General features: G+C 36.9%; 17 protein-coding genes. 7 read left to right on the forward strand and 10 right to left on the reverse strand.

Annotation, left to right across the window (positions count from 1 at the left end; all coding sequences use genetic code 11):
• The first annotated feature begins 6 nt into the window (after positions 1 to 6).
• Together STRMA_RS03145 and STRMA_RS03150 are read left to right on the forward strand one after the other, a co-directional pair.
• Positions 7 to 579 carry an ECF transporter S component gene (locus STRMA_RS03145; RefSeq protein WP_003081821.1) on the forward strand — a complete coding sequence of 191 codons (573 nt, stop codon included), beginning with the start codon at positions 7 to 9 and terminating at the stop codon, positions 577 to 579.
• Between the two features lie 94 nt (positions 580 to 673).
• Positions 674 to 2,392 (forward strand): phospho-sugar mutase, encoded by a 1,719-nt coding sequence (locus STRMA_RS03150; RefSeq protein ID WP_003079385.1) that lies wholly within the window; start codon positions 674 to 676, stop codon positions 2,390 to 2,392.
• A gap of 113 nt (positions 2,393 to 2,505) precedes the next feature.
• On the opposite strand, the gene STRMA_RS03155 is transcribed toward STRMA_RS03150, so the two are convergent.
• From STRMA_RS03155 to STRMA_RS03195, 9 genes are all read right to left on the reverse strand, one after another.
• Complete coding sequence (locus tag STRMA_RS03155) at positions 2,506 to 4,242, reverse strand: ABC transporter ATP-binding protein (RefSeq protein ID WP_003081265.1); 1,737 nt, start codon at positions 4,240 to 4,242, stop codon at positions 2,506 to 2,508.
• Entirely contained in the window at positions 4,232 to 5,971 is a 1,740-nt protein-coding gene (locus STRMA_RS03160) for an ABC transporter ATP-binding protein (protein ID WP_003078500.1), read from the reverse strand. Before STRMA_RS03160 ends, STRMA_RS03155 begins: the two co-directional genes overlap by 11 nt.
• Before the next feature lie 17 nt (positions 5,972 to 5,988).
• Entirely contained in the window at positions 5,989 to 6,600 is a 612-nt protein-coding gene (locus STRMA_RS03165) for a lysozyme family protein (protein ID WP_003078548.1), read from the reverse strand.
• 1 nt (position 6,601) lies between these two features.
• Positions 6,602 to 7,576, reverse strand: coding sequence for a nucleoid-associated protein (locus tag STRMA_RS03170; RefSeq protein ID WP_003080427.1), 975 nt, complete (start codon positions 7,574 to 7,576; stop codon positions 6,602 to 6,604).
• Complete coding sequence (gene glyA, locus STRMA_RS03175) at positions 7,576 to 8,838, reverse strand: serine hydroxymethyltransferase (protein ID WP_003082261.1); 1,263 nt, start codon at positions 8,836 to 8,838, stop codon at positions 7,576 to 7,578. The genes STRMA_RS03170 and glyA overlap by 1 nt, the downstream gene beginning before the upstream one ends.
• An 18-nt stretch (positions 8,839 to 8,856) precedes the next feature.
• Positions 8,857 to 9,447 (reverse strand): L-threonylcarbamoyladenylate synthase, encoded by a 591-nt coding sequence (locus tag STRMA_RS03180; RefSeq protein ID WP_040841754.1) that lies wholly within the window; start codon positions 9,445 to 9,447, stop codon positions 8,857 to 8,859.
• Entirely contained in the window at positions 9,440 to 10,270 is an 831-nt protein-coding gene (prmC, locus tag STRMA_RS03185) for a peptide chain release factor N(5)-glutamine methyltransferase (protein ID WP_003078723.1), read from the reverse strand. Before prmC ends, STRMA_RS03180 begins: the two co-directional genes overlap by 8 nt.
• The gene (gene prfA / locus STRMA_RS03190; RefSeq protein WP_003079062.1) at positions 10,267 to 11,349 is read right to left on the reverse strand and encodes a peptide chain release factor 1; all 1,083 of its coding nucleotides are present in this window, start codon (positions 11,347 to 11,349) and stop codon (positions 10,267 to 10,269) included. The genes prmC and prfA overlap by 4 nt, the downstream gene beginning before the upstream one ends.
• A 91-nt stretch (positions 11,350 to 11,440) precedes the next feature.
• Positions 11,441 to 12,016, reverse strand: a complete 576-nt coding sequence (locus STRMA_RS03195; RefSeq protein WP_003081419.1) for a thymidine kinase — start codon at positions 12,014 to 12,016, stop codon at positions 11,441 to 11,443.
• A 302-nt stretch (positions 12,017 to 12,318) separates the two neighbouring features.
• Here STRMA_RS03195 and STRMA_RS03200 point away from each other — a divergent pair, with 302 nt between their 5' ends.
• The 5 genes from STRMA_RS03200 to STRMA_RS03220 all read left to right on the forward strand — a co-directional run bounded on the left by STRMA_RS03200 (position 12,319) and on the right by STRMA_RS03220 (position 17,394).
• The gene (locus STRMA_RS03200) at positions 12,319 to 12,504 is read left to right on the forward strand and encodes a 4-oxalocrotonate tautomerase (RefSeq protein WP_003081999.1); all 186 of its coding nucleotides are present in this window, start codon (positions 12,319 to 12,321) and stop codon (positions 12,502 to 12,504) included.
• A gap of 210 nt (positions 12,505 to 12,714) precedes the next feature.
• Entirely contained in the window at positions 12,715 to 13,650 is a 936-nt protein-coding gene (locus STRMA_RS03205) for an FAD:protein FMN transferase (RefSeq protein ID WP_003080169.1), read from the forward strand.
• A gap of 27 nt (positions 13,651 to 13,677) precedes the next feature.
• Positions 13,678 to 14,280, forward strand: coding sequence for an NADPH-dependent FMN reductase (locus STRMA_RS03210; RefSeq protein WP_040841756.1), 603 nt, complete (start codon positions 13,678 to 13,680; stop codon positions 14,278 to 14,280).
• A gap of 12 nt (positions 14,281 to 14,292) precedes the next feature.
• Positions 14,293 to 15,492: an NAD(P)H-dependent oxidoreductase gene (locus STRMA_RS03215; RefSeq protein WP_003082434.1), complete on the forward strand. Its 1,200-nt coding sequence runs from the start codon at positions 14,293 to 14,295 to the stop codon at positions 15,490 to 15,492.
• 408 nt (positions 15,493 to 15,900) lie between these two features.
• Positions 15,901 to 17,394, forward strand: coding sequence for a putative cross-wall-targeting lipoprotein signal domain-containing protein (locus tag STRMA_RS03220; protein WP_003078574.1), 1,494 nt, complete (start codon positions 15,901 to 15,903; stop codon positions 17,392 to 17,394).
• A gap of 223 nt (positions 17,395 to 17,617) precedes the next feature.
• Here the strand turns inward: STRMA_RS03220 and STRMA_RS03225 are convergent, their stop codons facing one another.
• Complete coding sequence (locus STRMA_RS03225; protein ID WP_003080878.1) at positions 17,618 to 18,454, reverse strand: glycosyltransferase family 8 protein; 837 nt, start codon at positions 18,452 to 18,454, stop codon at positions 17,618 to 17,620.
• Positions 18,455 to 18,561 lie beyond the last annotated feature (107 nt).

Consider the following 18,561-nt stretch of genomic DNA (forward strand, 5'->3'; position numbering starts at 1 on the left):
GGATTTATGAAAAAGAAAAGAAAATCATCTGATATCGCCATAATCGCTATCTTTTTTGCCATTATGGTGGTCATCCATCTGCTTTCAAATATGATCTTTAATCTCTGGCCAGTACCTATTAAGCCAACGATAGTTCATATTCCTGTTATTATAGCATCAATAGCCTATGGTCCTAGAATCGGAGCAACTTTAGGCGGACTTATGGGTCTAATTAGCCTTATCCATAACAGTCTTATTCTCTTGCCGACTAGCTATCTCTTTTCTCCTTTTGTGGAACACGGAAATTTTAATTCCTTGATTATAGCTTTTGTTCCTAGAATACTAATTGGTGTGTTTCCTTACTTTGTTTATAACTTACTTCCGAATCGTTTTGGACTTCTCTTAGCGGGAGCTGTTGGATCAGCAGTCAATACTCTCTTTGTTCTCACAGGTATTTTTGTTTTCTTTTCTTCTGTTTACGGCGGTAATATCCAAGCAATGCTAGCCGGGGTAATATCAGCTAATTCAATTGCTGAAATGATCATATCAGCAGTTCTTACGGTTATCATTATTCCTAGAATAGCTATAGTTAAAAAATAATCATGTGAAAGCGTGATTTTTTTTAATGAAAGTGTTATAATGAAAGCGGTTAATTATTAACAGCAATTTTCATTTATAAAGGAGTTTGTGCATAATGACTTATCAAGAAAATTATCAAAAATGGCTAAATTACACAGAGCTTCCTGACTATCTCAGGGAAGAATTGACGGCAATGGATGAAAAAACAAAAGAGGATGCCTTTTATACTAATCTTGAATTTGGTACAGCTGGTATGCGCGGCTATATTGGTGCTGGGACTAATCGCATCAATATTTACGTAGTTCGTCAAGCTACTGAAGGCCTTGCAAAATTAATAGAAACAAAAGATGACTCTATTAAAGAACGCGGTGTAGCAATTGCTTATGATTCTAGACACTTCTCTCGGGAATTCGCCTTTGAATCTGCACAGGTATTAGCACAGCACGGTATAAAATCTTACGTTTTTGAGTCTCTTCGTCCAACACCGGAATTATCCTTTGCTGTTCGGCATTTAGGAGCTTTTGCCGGTATTATGGTAACTGCCAGTCATAATCCAGCTCCATTTAATGGTTATAAAGTTTATGGGGAAGACGGCGGTCAAATGCCGCCAGCTGATGCCGATGCTTTAACAGATTTTATCCGCGCTATTGATGATCCTTTTTCAATTGCCTTAGCTGATTTGGAAACAAGCAAAGCTTCAGGTTTAATTGAAGTTATTGGTGAAGCTGTTGATGCTGAGTATCTGAAAGAAGTAAAAGATGTGAATATCAATCAAAAACTAATTGATGAATATGGCAAAGATATGAAAATCGTCTACACTCCTCTCCATGGTACGGGTGAAATGTTAGCCCGCCGTGCTTTGGCGCAAGCTGGATTTGATTCTGTCCAAGTAGTTGAAGCACAAGCCGTTCCAGATCCTGATTTTTCAACAGTTAAATCCCCAAATCCAGAAAATCAGGAAGCATTCCGCTTGTCCGAAGAACTGGGACGTCAGGTTGACGCGGATGTTTTAGTGGCAACAGATCCAGATGCCGATCGTCTTGGAGTTGAAATCCGTCAAGCAGATGGTTCTTACAAGAATCTTTCAGGAAACCAAATCGGTGCTATCATCGCAAGATATATTCTTGAGGCTCATAAAACTGCCGGTACTCTACCTACCAATGCTGCTCTTTGCAAGTCCATTGTATCAACAGAATTGGTAACCAAGATTGCTGAAAGTTATGGCGCAACCATGTTTAATGTTTTAACTGGTTTCAAGTTTATCGCTGAAAAAATTCAAGAATTTGAAGATAAGCATAATCACACCTACATGTTTGGTTTTGAAGAAAGTTTTGGCTATCTTATTAAACCCTTTGTTCGTGATAAAGATGCTGTCCAAGCTGTCTTAATTGTTGCTGAAATTGCTGCTTATTATCGCTCACGCGGTTTAACACTTGCAGATGGTATTGATGAAATCTACAAGGAATATGGTTATTTTGCTGAAAAGACTATTTCTGTTACTCTTTCAGGTGTTGATGGAGCTGCTGAAATCAAAAAAATTATGGATAAGTTCCGTGATAAAGGACCAAAACAGTTCAATGCCACTGATATTGTTAAGACTGAAGACTTCCAAGCACAGATTTCAACTACAGCTTCTGGAGTTGAAAAGCTAACAACACCGCCAAGCAATGTCCTCAAATATACTTTATCAGACGATTCTTGGATTGCAGTTCGCCCATCAGGAACTGAACCTAAAATTAAATTTTATATCGCAACTGTCGGTGATTCATTAATAGATGCGGAAAGAAAAATTGCCCATATAGAAAAAGAAATTAATCATTTTGTGGAACAATGATGAAATTCATAATATAAAAACGAGCAGGTTTAAAAATCCTGCTCGTTTTTATATTATGAATAGTAAATAAGAACTCATCATTATGGCTGCCTAACAAGTCAGATCTTATATTTTTAGGCTTGCTGGGTCATTTGCATACGGTAATAAACTCCTTTTTGTGCCATCAGCTCCTTATGTTTTCCATGTTCAACAATATTACCGTCAACCATTACAAGAATAATATCTGCATTTTGAATTGTGGACAGTCTGTGAGCAATGATGAAACTTGTCCGATTTTTCATCAGTTTTTCAAAAGCTTCCTGTACTAAACTTTCTGTACGTGTATCAATTGACGAAGTGGCTTCATCTAAGATTAAGATTTTAGGAATATGGACAAAAATACGCGCTATGGTCAGTAACTGCCTTTGCCCTTGCGACAGTGACTCTCCAGCATCAGCTAGGTAAGTATCATAGCCTTGCGGCAATTGTTGGATAAAGAAATTTGCATTGGCTGCTTTTGCTGCTGCAATGATCTGATCTCTGCTAGCTTGCGGATAGCCAAAAGCAATATTCTCCAAAACAGTAGCCGTTTTTAGCCATGTTTCTTGTAAAACCATTCCAATCTGTCTACGGTAGGAAGTCTTTGTATATTCTTTGATGGACTGTCCATCTAATAAAATATGACCGCTATTTAAATCGTAAAACCGCATCAACAGATTAATGAGTGTTGATTTACCAGCACCGGTTGGCCCAACAATAGCTACCTTAGACCCTTGAGGAATATCCATCGATAAATTTTTGATCAGTGTCTGATTTTTATCATAACCAAAGCTGATCTTATCAAACTCAAAAGATCCTTTGACAGAATCGCTTAGTAAAATTTTTGTGCCAGAATCCTTTGCTTCTTTTTCATCCAAAATGAGGTAAACTCTCTCGGCACAAGCTAGAGCACTTTGCAATTCTGATAAAACAGCTGTAATGTCATTAAATGGTTTCGTATATTGTGTTACATAATTTAAGAAGGTTGTTAGCTGTCCAACTGTAAAATGACCAGCTATAATACGAAAAGCACCTATCCCTGCTAATAAAGCATAGATCAAAGCATTAATAAAGCGAGTTGCCGGATTGATAGTTGATGAATAAAAAATGGCTCCCTGAGAATAGTCGGCATAGCTTTCATTTAACTGCTTAAAGCGATCAATAAATTGTTCTTGTGCATTAAAACTTTGAATCAGACTTTCTTGGCGTAAACTTTCTTCAATATGCTGTGTAAATTTTCCTCTTGCTCGTGTCTGATTTTGATAAAGCGAAAAACTTTTTCTGGCAATAAAGCGTGCTACAAACAAAGATAAAGGGGTCAAAGCTAAAACTAAAAATGCCATTAATAGATCTAATTTAGCCATAGTAATGATCGTCAAAATAATCGTTAGAAGTCCTACAAAAAACTGATTAAAGACCATCAAAAGACCATTGGACAGCTGCTCCACATCTGTTGTCATGCGGCTTACTAAATCACCTGAAGAATGTCTGTCCAGATAAGAAATAGGAAGACGGTATATTTTGTCAATAATCTTCTGCCGCAATGTCTGCGTATAAATAAAGACCAGATGATTGTAAATAAGAGGGTTTAACCATTGAATCAAAGTATTGAAGAGCACAACAAGGATCATTTTAAAGATAATCATCGGTAAGATACGATGAACATCTTTAGCAATGACAGCATCAACTGCCTGTCCAATTAAAACAGGAAAATAAACAGTTAGCCCAACTTGGATAAAAATACCAAGAAGGGCGCAAAAAACGAGTTTCTTTTGCTTGAGGATATCTGCTGTCAGTCGTTTAAGAATACTTTTATTATTTTTAGCTTTCACGGGCAGCCTCCTCTTGTGGATGTTGCGAATAATGAATCTCTTGATAAAGGGAAGTTGTCTCAAGCAGCTGTTCATGACTGGCTAGAGCAAGCTGTCTTCCTTGATCCAAAACTAAAATATTATCAGCTTGCAAAAGGCTGTTGGTTCTCTGAGATACCATGATCAAAACAGTATCTTTTAAATTTTGTTTAATCGCACTAAGCAATTTAGTCTCCGTTAAATAATCAAGGGCCGATGTGGCATCATCTAAAATAAGAACAGGAGATTTCTGAAGTAAAGCACGGGCAATCGTTAGGCGTTGTCTTTGGCCTCCTGAAAAATTACGGCCAAAAGCTTCCACCTGAGCATTTAGCTTTCCCTTTTTTTCATTGACAAAATCTAAAGCCTGAGCCATATCAAGAGCTTGCCAGAGCGCTTTATCTGTAACTTCTTCTTTAATTCCCAAAGTTAAATTTGAACGAATAGTTCCTTGAAATAATTCAGATTTTTGAGGAACTAAGCGAACCCATTGGCGCCACTCCTTAAGCGTTTCAGCACTTCTATGCTTTTGAAAAAGACTGACTCTTCCTTTTTGCGGAACATATAGATGCATCAATAATTGAATCAAGCTCGTTTTTCCAGATCCTGTTCCCCCAATAATTCCAAAAAATGAAGCATTGGGAACAGTAAAAGAGATATCCTGCAAAACAGGACTTGCTGCATGAGGATAAGTAAATGTTACGTTTTCAAGCTTATAGACGATATCTTCTTTTACAGTTTCTAAAGGTAAAGCTTGAGTAATATTTTCTTCTTTTTGTTCAAATACTTGATTAATCCTTTTAGCACTTATAAAACTTTGATTCAAAGAAGAAAGCATCATCGTTAGTTTTAAGAGTTCTACCAGGATTTGCAGCAAGTAATTTACCAAAGCAATTAACATTCCTTGGGTTAAAACATTATCTGCAATTGCTAGCTGCCCCTGCCAAATAACAATAATCAGCGTTGCATTTACAAAAAAATAGGTCAAAGGCGTAATCAAAGTGGCTAAGCGTCCTGTTTTCAATTGCCAATTTGTATAAGTCTCATTATTTTCTTGAAAATTCTTCTCTTCAGCTTGAACTTGACCAAATGCTCGAATAACACGGTTGCCTTCTAGTTGTTCACGTGTTAAGCTAACAATTTCATCCGTTAGCCGGCGAAGATGAGCATAAAGCGGATTGACAACTACTGACAATAGATAAACTAATAAAAACAGAGCTGCCACCATAGCCAAAAACCAAACGGTAAGACGGGGACTGATAAAGAAGGCCATTAAAACAGAGCCAAAAACGATAATAGGCGCTCGTAAAAAAAGTCTTAAGAATTGATTAATCCCCGTTTGAATCTGATAAGTATCACTGATTAAACGCGTGACCAGGCTTGAAGTGGTCAATTTATCTCTGCTTTCCTTAGGCAGCCGCATGATTTTTTCAAAAAGATCTTGACTTAGCTTTTTAGTATAGCCCACTGCTGCTCTTGCTGAGAAGTATTGTGCAAAAATAGCTACTATAATATTTAATAGTGCTAATAAAATCAGAAAGAAAATCATCAAATAGAGATGATTTTTATCATTATGAGGGATGTAACGATCTACTAATCTAGCAATTACTAGCGGTACCAAAAGCTCAAAAGAAGCTTCCAGCAATTTAAAAAGAGGACCTAACAGTGTTTCTTTAATATACCCTTTAAAATAAATCAATAATTTCTTCATTTTCTCTACACTGCTCACTATCTTTGAAACTTGCTGACGAATTGTATCAACAGAAGATTTAAACTAACTTGTTTGGCATAATAAATATTGCCGCCATTCTTATAAAGCTCACCGCCTCCATAAAATAAAGCAACTGCATTAAAGTAACGATAGGTTTTACCCGTCTTATTGCCTAAACTAGGGGCTACGACATTTTTAGAATAGCGTTTTGCCAATTTAATGGTGTTCTTCCCTCCATTTTTTGAAATAAAGCCAATGTAATTCTTGCCAAAGTTATAAGCTTGAACAGCTGACCAGACGTCTGTTTTCTTTTTTTGAGCTTCCTCCAAATTATCTGATAGGACAGTGATTCCCTGCCTCACACTTTCACGGCTGTCCCTTATGGTATTTTTAACTCCGCTGGAGCTTTCACTTGACTGCATTAAATCTTCCTCTTGCCCTTTCGTTTCTGTATATATCATGGCTAAAACAAGATTTTCATTGGCAGTCGTATCATTTTCATCAAGTACCTCTCTTACCATCGTTCGATAAGAAAGGACGTTTTTGACATTTTGATAAGTCGTAAATGTTCGATAGGCAATAAAGATAAGGAGAGCCAGTAGAACTATGCTAATTATTTTTTTCTTCATATTACTTATTTTGTATATCTTCAATATTTTTTATCAAGATCGAATAAGTTCCATTTTGATTTTGAATAAACTCCACTGATTCAGCATCCTGATAAATATTATTAGGGACTAAAAGTTCAATACCATTTGATAAAGACAGCTTTTGACTTTCCATTTTTTTGATTTGAGGTGAGTGATCAATGTCAGCTACTTTTACAGATTCTGGAATAGAATCTTTTAATTCATCAACAAAAGTCAAACGGGCTGTCAAATTAGAATCAAACAGCTGATTAGCTAATTTTTTTGGGGATAGCTCTTGATCTTCCTCTAAATTTTGGTAAATAGCAGACTTCATTTTTGATTGAAAAATAAAGTCATCCTGATTAAAATCATCAGCCACCTTTTGTGCTGTTTGCTCAACCATTTTGATAGATTTTTTTAAGGATTGCTCTGGTTTTACTTTAAGCAGATTTTCTGAGAAATAATTTGCAAAAGAACCATTATGCTTGATGCGTTTTTCAATCAGATAATACTGATGCGACTGCCGATTAATAATTAAAGCTTCATCTGGAGCCTGCGTGGCACTGGGTAAAGTGTTTTGTGTCAGCTGAATGGGCTTATCACCGTCATTTGTGATATGGGTCAGATTTTCTTTTAAAGCTATGCGCAAAAAAGCAAAATGTTCTATCCCTTCTTTGTCAAATTGGATAAATACTAAATCATTAGTTTTACGACTGTCACTGCTGACAAATTCTTCTTTCCAGGCTTGAGCAATAGAAACCGATGCTGTTTCAAAATCATCATTTAAATAGCTTAAGAAAGTATTATCTTCTGTCAGCAGGCCTCTTTTGGCATCTGCTGAAAAAACTTTGGTAAGTTTCTTTTGAAAATAAGCCTCAATTTTGGGTGTTATTGTCAAAGGTTTTTGAGATAGCATCAAATTGATATCATCCGTTGTCAATTGATGAATCACTATCTTCTTTATATAAAAATCCATTAAACCAAGCTTTCATAGAGAGGAAAAGCATCTGTCAATGCTTTGACTTCCTGACGAACGTCATCTAAAACAACTGTATTTTCGGTATTTTCAAGTGTTTTAACAATAAGTTCAGCAACCTTACGACACTCCTTTTGCCCAAAACCTCTTGCAGTTACTGCTGCTGTGCCAATACGGATTCCTGATGTTTTAAAAGGAGACAGTTTTTCAAAAGGAATGGCATTCTTATTCAAGGTGATATGCACCTCATCCAAAATATTTTGAGCTACCTTCCCATTTTCAACAACTTTTGTGACATCCACTAAGAAAAGATGATTTTGGCTGGCACCAGAGATGACTCGAAAATGGTCATGCTTATTGAAAATTTCTACCATAGCCCTGCAGTTATCAATAACTTTCTGAGCATAATCCTTAAAAGCAGGATCTAAATTTTCTTTAAAAGCTACTGCTTTAGCCGCAATAACATGCTCTAGAGGACCACCCTGAAGACCTGGAAAAATAGCTGAATTAACTTTTTTAGCTAAGTCCTCATCGTTTGTCAGAACGAGTCCACCGCGAGGGCCGCGAAGTGTTTTGTGAGTGGTTGTTGTGGTAATATGGGCATAAGGTACTGGACTTGGATGCAGTCCAGCAGCGACAAGACCAGCAATATGAGCCATATCAACCATCAATTTAGCACCGACTTGATCGGCAATATCCCGAAATTTTGCAAAATCAATAATATGAGAATAAGCGGATGCACCAGCAACAATTAACTTAGGTTGAACTTCTTTAGCCTGCTCCAGTATTTGATCATAATCCAGCAATTCCGTTTCTGGATCTACATTGTAAGCGACAAAGTGATAGGTCTTGCCAGAAAAACTGACAGGTGAACCGTGTGTCAAATGACCGCCAGCAGCTAAATCCAATCCCATAACGGTATCTCCCGGCTGAATAAGAGCCATGTAAGCTGCGGCATTAGCTTGACTTCCTGAATGAGGCTGAACATTAGCGAATTTAGCTCCAAAAAGTTCCTTGGCACGTTCAATAGCTAGATTTTCCACAATATCAACGCATTCTGTACCGCCATAATAGCGTCGGCCCGGATAGCCTTCAGCATATTTATTTGTTAAAATAGAACCTTGTGCTTTCATAACAGCCTTAGAAACAACATTTTCAGAAGCAATCAGTTCAATATTATTCTGCTGACGTTTTTCTTCTGCGTGAATCGCTTCCCAAAGTTCCTTGTCATAAGTTTCATAACTCTCTTTATCAAAAATCATTTATTTTCTCCTTACAAATTAAAAAATAATATCACTAACACAATTCTGAATATCAGTCTGTGTAATACTTCCTTGACGTAAAATTTTAGCTCTTGGTTTTGAAAGATCTAGTATCGTGGAATCAATACCTTTTATAGCAGAATCATCTTCAAGCCCTATCACTTGAGAAGGAAAGAACTTGCAAATCTCATGAAACTTTAAGCCGCTTTTTTGTCCCGATAAATTGGCTGAGGGACCTATAAGAGGACCGCACGCCTTAATATACGCTAAGGTTTTTGGATGGCTAGGAACCCGAAAACCTACTGTAGACATACCCGAATTGATCCAAGCAGGTACTTTTTCATTAGCTTTTAGGATAATTGTTAAAGGACCTGGGAGAAAAGCTTGATAAAGTTTTCTTAAAAAAGGAGGGTATTCTTTTGAAAAATGTAAAATATCCTCTAAAGAAGCAACATTCAAATTCATCGCTTTTTCTTTGGGACGTCTTTTCAGATCATAAACATTTTCGACTGCTTTTTGATGCAATGCTTGGGCAAAAAGGCCATAAACTGTTTCTGTAGGTAAAATAACTGCTTGATTCTCTCTTAGAGCTTTTTCTATTTTATCCATCATCCACTACAACCATTCTATCTTTGCCAAATATATCTTGTAAAAGCCGAACACGTTTTTCAGGGAAATAATCTTCAAATAGCCGAACGACTTTTTGACCTTGCTTATAGCCAATTTCCAAATAAATTTTTCCTTTAGAGCTTAAATGCTGAGCAGCATTTTCAGCTATATTTTGATAAACAGCCAATCCATCCTGATCAGCAAACAGTGCTAGATGGGGTTCATGCAAAAGAACATTTTTTTCAACTTCTTTCTTATCTTCAAGAGCAATATAAGGTGGATTGGAAACAAGGATATCAAATTTTTCTGAAATATGGCTAAACACATCTGAATGCAAAAAAGCCACTGTCAGATGATTGATCTGAGCATTCTCTCTGGCTACTTCTAAAGCTTTCTCTGAAATATCACTCGCTGTGATATCCCAACTTGCCCTTTCCTTAGCTAAGGACAATGCAATAGCACCGCTTCCAGTACCAATATCTAAAACTTTGGAACTTGCCGCATCATTTTCTGCCAAGATAAGCTGAACCAATTCTTGTGTTTCAGGTCGGGGAATAAGAACATGCTGATTAACCAGTAAAACCAAATCTGAAAAATGAACTTGTCCAGTGATGTATTGGGCAGGAATATGCTGTTTTAACTGAAGCATAATTTCTTCCATTAATTCCAAATCAGCTGCCTTAATCTCTTTTGCCTGATGAAGGATAAACTTTGTGTAGTCCCACCCTTTAATTTCCCTAAAGATATAAGACAAGCTTTCTTTTTCTTCACCTATACTGCTTAATTGGTCCTCATAGCGTGAAATAGCTTGTGCGTAGTTCATCCTTGTCCCAACTCTTCTAGCTTTTGTGTTTGATCATAAAGTACTAAAGCATCAATCACCTCATCTAACTTACCTGATAAAATACTGTCCAATTTTTGCAGTGTTAAGCCAATACGATGATCTGTTACGCGATTTTGCGGAAAATTATAAGTACGGATCCGTTCAGAACGATCTCCTGTGCCAACTGTTGATTTACGTTCGGCATCTTGCTCATCCTGAGCAATTTGTGCAAAGTGATCTGCAACACGAGCACGGATGATCTTCATAGCTTTATCGCGGTTTTTCTGCTGGGTTCTCTCCTCCTGCATTTCCACTTTAATTCCCGTCGGAATATGAATCATACGGACTGCAGTTGCTACTTTATTAACGTTTTGTCCGCCAGCACCAGAAGCATGGTAAATATCAACGCGAAGATCTTTAGGGTCGATATCATATTCAACTTCTTCTATTTCCGGCATTACCAGTACAGTTGCTGTTGAGGTATGGACCCGCCCTTGACTTTCTGTGACAGGAACGCGCTGGACGCGGTGGGCGCCTGATTCATATTTTAATTTTGAATACACAGATTGTCCTGAAACCATAGCAACAACCTCTTTAATCCCTCCGACACCATTGACTGAAGTTTCCATAACTTCAAATTTCCAGCCTTGATTTTCAGCATACTTTTGGTACATGGCTAAAAGATCACCCGCAAACAAAGCAGCCTCATCTCCTCCTGCAGCCCCTCGGATTTCCAGGATAATATTCTTATCATCATTTGGATCTTTGGGTAAAAGTAAGATTTTAAGTTTTTCTTCGTATGCTTCCTTAGCCCCTTTAGATGTTTTGAGTTCTTCCTTAGCCATTTCTTCTAACTCAGGATCGTCCGAAGACTCTTTAAGCATTTCCTCGGCATCTGAAATGGTCTGAAGAATTTTTTTGTATTCTCGATAAGCTGTTACTGTTTCGCGTATAGCTGCTTCTTCTCGCGATAATTCCATAAAACGTTTAGTATCGCTAACAATATCAGGGTCACTTAGCAGCTCTCCAAGTTCCTCATAACGGTCTTCAACTGACTGCAATTGTTCATAAATGTTCATTTTTTTGCCTTTCCTTACTCACTCATTTATGCTTTGGTATTTTGAAAATAATAACAATTAGCCTAACTTGTTTTACTAAAATAGAAGAAAATTATGTTTTAATTTCTGGATGAAAGTAATGCCTGCGGCATACTGGGATATAAGTTTCATTGCCGCCGATTTGAATCTGATGGCCTTGATAAACAGGCTGACCATTTTCAGTTCTTAAGACCATTGTAGCCTTTTTAGAGCAAAATTGACAAATGGTTTTAATCTCCTCAATTTTATCGGCTAAAAGCAAAAGATATTTGGAACCTTCAAACAGTTCATTTTTAAAATCGTTTTTTAAACCAAAAGCCATGACAGGTATTTGCAAATCATCAACAATTTTTGCAAGATCATAGACATTTTGTTTGGTCAAAAACTGGCTTTCATCAATTAAGATACAATAAGGCTTAGGGGATAAGTCCTTGATATATCTGTAAATATCTAGATTATCTGTGATAGGGATTGCTCTTTTGCTCATGCCAATTCTGCTTGCCACGACCCCAAAGCCATCTCGTATATCCAGAGCACTCGTCATGATAACAACCGGCTTTCCTTGTTCTTCATAATTATGAGCAACCTTTAAAATTTCTATTGTTTTTCCTGAATTCATGGTTCCGTATTTATAATACAGCTGTGCCAAGTTGCCTGCCTCATCTCTTATTGATATCTTATCTATTTTACCATAAAAATAGGCAAGTAGCATTTAAGTTAATAAAAAAAGAAACAGCCTGTTTAGAGATATTCTTTCCCAATCAGTCAGTTAGCTCCCTTCTCTGCCTTCAAATTAGATAGTATTTTCACTCTGATCAATAAGCAAAATCTTCTCATTACCATTGCCAAATCTGCCAAAATAACTATTTGAAGTCAATTTCTTTTTCTAAAAAACCATTTTTCTTTTAAAAAGTGTTAAAATAAAGGCATCATAATAAAGGAGGCAAAACTATGCCATTTGTTAAAATTGATCTATTTGAAGGCCGTTCTCAAGAACAAAAAAACGAGCTTGCCCGTGAAGTAACAGAAGTCGTTTCACGTATTGCTAAAGCGCCCAAAGACGCTATTCATGTCTTTATCAATGATTTGCCTGAAGGAAGTTATTATCCACATGGCGAAATGAAAAAACGCGAGTAAGCAAAAAATACTAAAATCAAAATAAGCTGATGACCTAAACTTTCTACAAGAAAAAAGCAGATTGATAGAGACTTACAAGAATATAAGGGAACAAAAGTTTAGTTTTACGACAATAACACGTTTACTTGTCAAACCCTTTTTATATCTCATCTTAACCTCAGCTTTAAAAAGCCTTATTCTATAAGATATAACCATTAAAGGAGTTAATAAATGCAGGTGCAAAAGACTCTTCATATGATGGGAACGACCATTGATATTTTGGTGGAATCCGATCAGGCAAAAGAACTGCTTACAAATGTTTGTTATTTTTTACAAATATATGATCATCGCTTTAGTGCTAATAGGAATGATTCTGAATTAATGGCTGTGAATAACAGTGCCGGTATCAAAGCTGTTCAGGTAGAACCTGAATTGTTTGAATTGATTGAAATCGGGAAAAACCAAAGTCTTACACAGCCAAGCAATCTTGATATTGCTATTGGTTCTCTCGTTAAAATTTGGCATATTGGTTTTGATGATGCTAGGCTGCCAAGCCAGGCTTTAATCAAAAAACAGCTAGCTCTTATCAATCCACATGATATCATTTTAGATGCTAAGGAACAAAGCATTTTTCTAGCAAAAAAAGATATGCAGATTGATCTAGGTGCTCTGGCAAAAGGATACATTGCTGATAAACTAATGATGTATCTGAAAGAACAAGAAGTTACTTCTGCTATGATAAATTTAGGCGGCAATCTATTAGTGTATGGCTCTAACCCAAATCGTTCCCAGGGATTTTGGCATATCGGAATCCAAAATCCTAAGCTGCCTCGAAATCAACATATAGGTCTGCTTAAAGTTTACAATCAGTCTGTTGTGACCTCTGGCATATATGAACGCCATTTCCAAACTAAAGGCGAAGATTATCATCACATTTTTGATAAAAAGACGGGTTATCCTATCAAAACTGATATGGCAAGTCTTACAATTGTTTCAGCTTCATCACTGGATGGTGAGATTTGGACAAGCCGTTTATTTGGTTTACCGATCCCTCTGGCTTTTAAAACCATCAATCAGACAGACTTTATTGAAGGGATTATTATTACAAGAGAGAATCAGCTTCTTATCTCAGACGGTCTTAAACACATTTTTACGTCATACTACTAACATTCATAGAAAAGAGGACTTCATATGATGACTCTCATAGGGTTAGTTGGTACTAATTCAGAAAAATCAACCAACCGCCAACTGTTACAATATATGCAAAAACATTTTGCAGACAAAGCCAAAATTGAATTAATTGAAATTAAAAATATCCCCATTTTTAATAAACCTAGCCATCACAAAATACCGATAGAAATAACAGAGATAGCTAAAAAGATTGAAGCTGCAGATGGTGTCATTATCGGCACACCAGAGTATGATCACTCTATTCCTGCTGTTCTTATGAGTGCTTTGGCTTGGTTGTCTTATGGTATTTTCCCCTTGCTTAACAAACCTGTTATGATCACTGGAGCTTCATTTGGGACTCTTGGCTCCTCTCGAGCTCAATTACAGCTTCGCCAGATTCTTAACGCCCCAGAGATCAAAGCCAATGTTCTTCCCGATGAATTTCTGCTTTCTCATTCGCTGCAAGCTTTTGATAAAGAAGGCAATCTGATTGACTTAGAAACCCGCCAAAAACTAGAGGCTATTTTTGATGATTTTCGTCTTTTTGTGAAAATGACCAAAAAACTGCAACATGCTCAGGATCTTTTAAAAAAAGAAGCTGAAAACTTTGACTGGGAAAGTTTATAGAAGGAGGAAATGATGAAATTCGTAGGATTGGTAGGTTCTAACGCAGAACAATCATATAATCGCAAATTATTAGAATATATAAGAAAGCATTTTAAAACTAAATTTGAGTTGGAAGTGCTGGAAATTGATAAAGTTCCCATGTTTAATCAGGATCAAAATTGGCAGGATAGCTTCCAACTCCGCCTTCTCTACAATAAAATGATACGAGCAGACGGTGTCATTATTGCTACCCCTGAACATAATCATACCATCACTGCCGCTTTGAAAAGTGTCTTAGAATGGCTCTCTTTTGAAGTGCATCCTTTTGAGAACAAACCTGTTATGATTGTCGGAGCTTCATACTATGATCAAGGCACTTCACGTGCTCAAGCACACTTACGAAAAATTTTGGATGCTCCAGGGGTCAGTGCTTATACTTTGCCAGGAAATGAATTTTTATTAGGTAAAGCTAAAGAAGCTTTTGATGATGAGGGCAATATTATTAGTGAAGCTACGATAACCTTTCTTGAAACTTGTTTAGATAATTTTATCAGTTATGTAGGGGTTGTCTCAACATTAAAAAAACCAAGACCAATTGAAAAAGAAGATCTCGACTGCAAGCACCCTATTTCAACTACAGTTACAGAAGTTGATCCTGACGATCCTGAATGGGTTGACAAGGTTGCTGAAATTACAGGAGCTGTTTCAGGAGATACTTATGTCAAGCTGGATCACGGCATTTTGACAGTTGATCAAATCAATATGTTCTTAAAAGCAATGCCCTTTGAATTGACCTATGCTGATGATAATAATCAATTTCTTTACTACAACAATACCCACCAAGATCCTGATACAATGTATGCTAAACGTATCCCATCTCAATCAGGAAGCCGTCTGTCAACCGTTCATCATTCACTGCCGCCTACACGTATGAAGAATGTCGAATGGGTCATTGGTACACTTCGCAATGGAAATCAGGAATATGTTCGAACACTTATCCCTAATTCTAATCCAGCTGTCCTCAATACCCATAATTACCAAGCCATGTATTATCCAGACGGATCCTATGCTGGTATTAATGAAATTGTCTTCAACTTTAAACCTTGGCTGGATTGGTATCTCCAAACAACTGGACAAACTTTAGTTGGAGGTGCAGATGCGACTTCTGGAGCTTCTGATAGCAGACATAGCCTTAATACAGCTGATGCCACCTCTGGAGCTTCGCAACATTAAGAATAAGGATACAATCCATCACTCAAAAAGTTCAACTTTGCTATTCCAGCTTAGCAAGCACACTTCTATCAACTTTTAAAGTCCAGTCAGTTAACCACTAGGACTTGTTGTACTTAAGATAAGAAGATTTAAAGGATAGAGCATACATGTTCTGTCTTTTTATATGGATTCTATGGATTTAAAATCATCTATTAGATACACGATCAAATTATAATGAATTTTCATTATCTATCCATAGGACTATGGTTTTTAATACTATTTTATTTCTATTTCTTTACAGAAATGCTACTAAAATGTAAAGAAAGTGTAGTTGGAAATCAGGTCAATTCATGATAAACTGTCTATTATTGTTGTTTTATCATTTAAAACTAATAATAATAGTAACAGATTAAATGCGAAAGGAATATCATGGAAAAGAAAATATTTAGTAAGCGAAAAACAAAGGTTGCTGGACTTTGCGGAGCTGTATTAACTTCTGCTGCTATTGCTATGGGAACAAGTGCACCGATTCAAGCAGATGAAACAGCTGAAGCTGCTCCCCAGGTTAATGTTGAAGCTGCTGAACAAACACAAACTTCAGAACAAGAAACCAGTGCGCAAACACAAGCAGCAACAGAAACAAGCTCAGTTGCTGAGACAGAAGCTTCTACCAGTACTGCAGCTGAACAAAATAACCCTCAGTCAAGTCTGCAAACAGTCACACAAGCTGATCAAACTGCCTCTCAAGCACAAGCTGCCGACCAGCAAACTGTCGCTGATACCAACAATACTAGCAACAAGCCAAGCACTGCTGCAACTGATAGCAATACTAATGCTTCTAGTTCACAGCAAACAAGAGCCAGCCAAGCAAGCAACAGCAGTCAAACAGCCGCTAATCACAGTACTAAAGAGGCATATGGCAGCACAAACTTTGACAGCACTTTAAACGCTTACGATAAAAGTGCTAACGTTGCCGATATTGTTTACAATGGCAAAAAAGATGAGTTTATCGTTGTTAATAATCCAAATGCAAAATATGAACCAAACGCACAAGAAATCGCTAAATATCTAAATGAATACCTGACAGAACTGCGCAGAATTAATAATATCAATATTCCTGTCCCTCCTGTTAGTCAATTAATGCAGAATTACGCACAGGCTCGTGCTGATGAAGAAGCTAAGGAACAAAATGGTTTAGATCATGGTACTAAGTTGGACTTTCCAAATGGGCCTAGATGGCGCTCTGAAAACGGCCATATGGATAGCTTTGACACTATCCGCCGCACCAATGCTCAAGGCCAGACTCTCTCTTCTGACAAAGCAACAGCTTATTATTTAGCACTTAATTGGTTTGCTGACTATTTCAATATCTTGGCAAATGATAATGACGGTAAACAAACATTCGGACACGCCATCAGTATTCTAGGTACTGGAGGTAACGCAATGGGATTAGGTTTTGCTGCAGGTCAAGGAAATGAAAGGGATTCTTGGTATGCTCAGCTTGAATTTTCCGGTACTAACGATGGAGTGGATACCTCAGGCTTCTCTGCTGCTAGAAACGCTAATGGGGAATGGGTTCTGTACTACAACGGCAGACCTGTTCGATTCCTGCCAAATACCACTTTTTGGTATATTCAAGCAGCTGCCAACCCAAATCACAATAATCGTCCTAATCAGCCTCAAGATCCAGGAGCTAATGGACAGCCACAAAAACCAGCAGCAGGCCAAAAACCTGTCACTGCTAAAGCAAAACTCATTGAAAACAGCAACAATGCTTTGAGCAGTAATTCTGACCAAACTCAGCTGCTTCCTAATACAGGAGATAAACAAAGCACTGCAAGTACTCTAGCTGTTTTAGGAGGAACTCTGGCTTTAGCTGGTCTAGGAATTTACCTTCTATCAAAACGTCAGTTTAAGAAATAATACCAATGCTAAAGTTAGCTAGTGTAGAGATAATAAAATATAAAATCTGAAGAGAACGAGATTCGTTCTCTTTTTTTGGCTAAGTAAAAGCAACATTTTATATAGATCATTTACTGCTATAAAAAATAAGTTAAGATCCCTTTTCTTAACTTATCTTTTATATCTATATGACTTGTTCTGATCTTTATGATTTAAATAAAGCAGTGATTAGAGAACTTTGCCCTTACTTATCTCTTTTATCTAACAATGCTGTTTGATGCTGATAATATTTATAGAGGGCTGCATAACGGCCACTGTAATCTGACCGCCAAGGTTTATCGCGGCCACAAAAATGGAGAAAAACAGTGTTTTTAATGACCCAGTCTAAATTCCACTCTCCCCAGCTGCGGGCAAAATAAAGCATATCATACCTTGTATCATAATTATAGACTTGATCTGGTATTTGTTTTATCTGTGTGCCATACAAAGCATTAAGAATATCTTGGTCAGGTAATAATAAAGTTCCTGCTTTTTTAGTAATATACTCCATAATATCCTGTCTCTTAATTTTATGACGGCAGGTTTCTAAATTCATCAGCAAAACCCCTGAATTAAAGTAACTTTCAGCCTCAAAATTATTCAGACGCAGCTTATTGACTAGATCTGTAATACTTTTATCAGCGACATGGCTTGCTGCTGCATAAAGCATATCTGCAATATCCAGGCGGTAAAGCGGCATGACATCATTTAAACAAAGAATATCAGCATCCAAATATAACATTTTTTCTAAATTTTGAGGAAGGTATTCCTGTGCTAGAAGGCGATAATAAATGGCTTCAGGATAACGGCTGCTCACAGGAGCATCCTTAAAATCCTCTTCTCCAATGACAACAGGAACATAATCAATCCCCAAAAGCAGGCAAAAATGTTTAATCATTTTATTCTTTTTAAGAGGGCGTTTCTGTAGAATATAAACAGTTATATTTTTACAAGAACTTGTCTGATAGACAGAATACAAGGTCACTTTAAATTGTTCAACAAAATGATCATCAATCGAAAATAATAAATTTAGTGTTTCCATAATTCTATTCTAGCACCTCTATAAATAAAAATAAAGGTGGGTTTTAGCTGAGAATACCGGTAAGTGAGGCTATTTAGCTGCTTATAAATTTTTTAAAAAAAGAAGAC

This window comes from Streptococcus macacae NCTC 11558 (assembly GCF_000187995.2).
Taxonomy (GTDB): Bacteria; Bacillota; Bacilli; order Lactobacillales; family Streptococcaceae; genus Streptococcus; species Streptococcus macacae.